This is a genomic window from Streptomyces sp. NRRL S-340 (assembly GCF_000720185.1).
Taxonomy (GTDB): Bacteria; Actinomycetota; Actinomycetes; order Streptomycetales; family Streptomycetaceae; genus Streptomyces.
Genome location: NZ_JOIY01000149.1, coordinates 1 through 214 on the forward strand (window position 1 = coordinate 1; position 214 = coordinate 214).

Below are 214 nucleotides of genomic sequence, written 5' to 3' on the forward strand. Positions count from 1 at the left end.
CTCCTCGGCCAGCTTGTACACGTCCACCTGGGCGCGTCCGCACGACGGACACGAGACGATCTCCAGACCCCGCTGACGCAGCCCCAGCGACTGGAGGATCTGAAGGCCGACCTTGACCTCCTCCACCGGCGGCGCCGACAGCGACACCCGGATCGTGTCCCCGATCCCCTGCGACAGCAGCGCACCGAAGGCCACCGCCGACTTGATCGTGCCC

The 214-nt window shown here is 69.2% G+C and carries 1 protein-coding gene; it reads right to left on the minus strand.

What is annotated here, in order from left to right; translation table 11 throughout:
* Positions 1–214: flavodoxin-dependent (E)-4-hydroxy-3-methylbut-2-enyl-diphosphate synthase (locus tag IG64_RS37350; protein ID WP_037865076.1), on the minus strand; the 214-nt coding region annotated here is incomplete at both ends.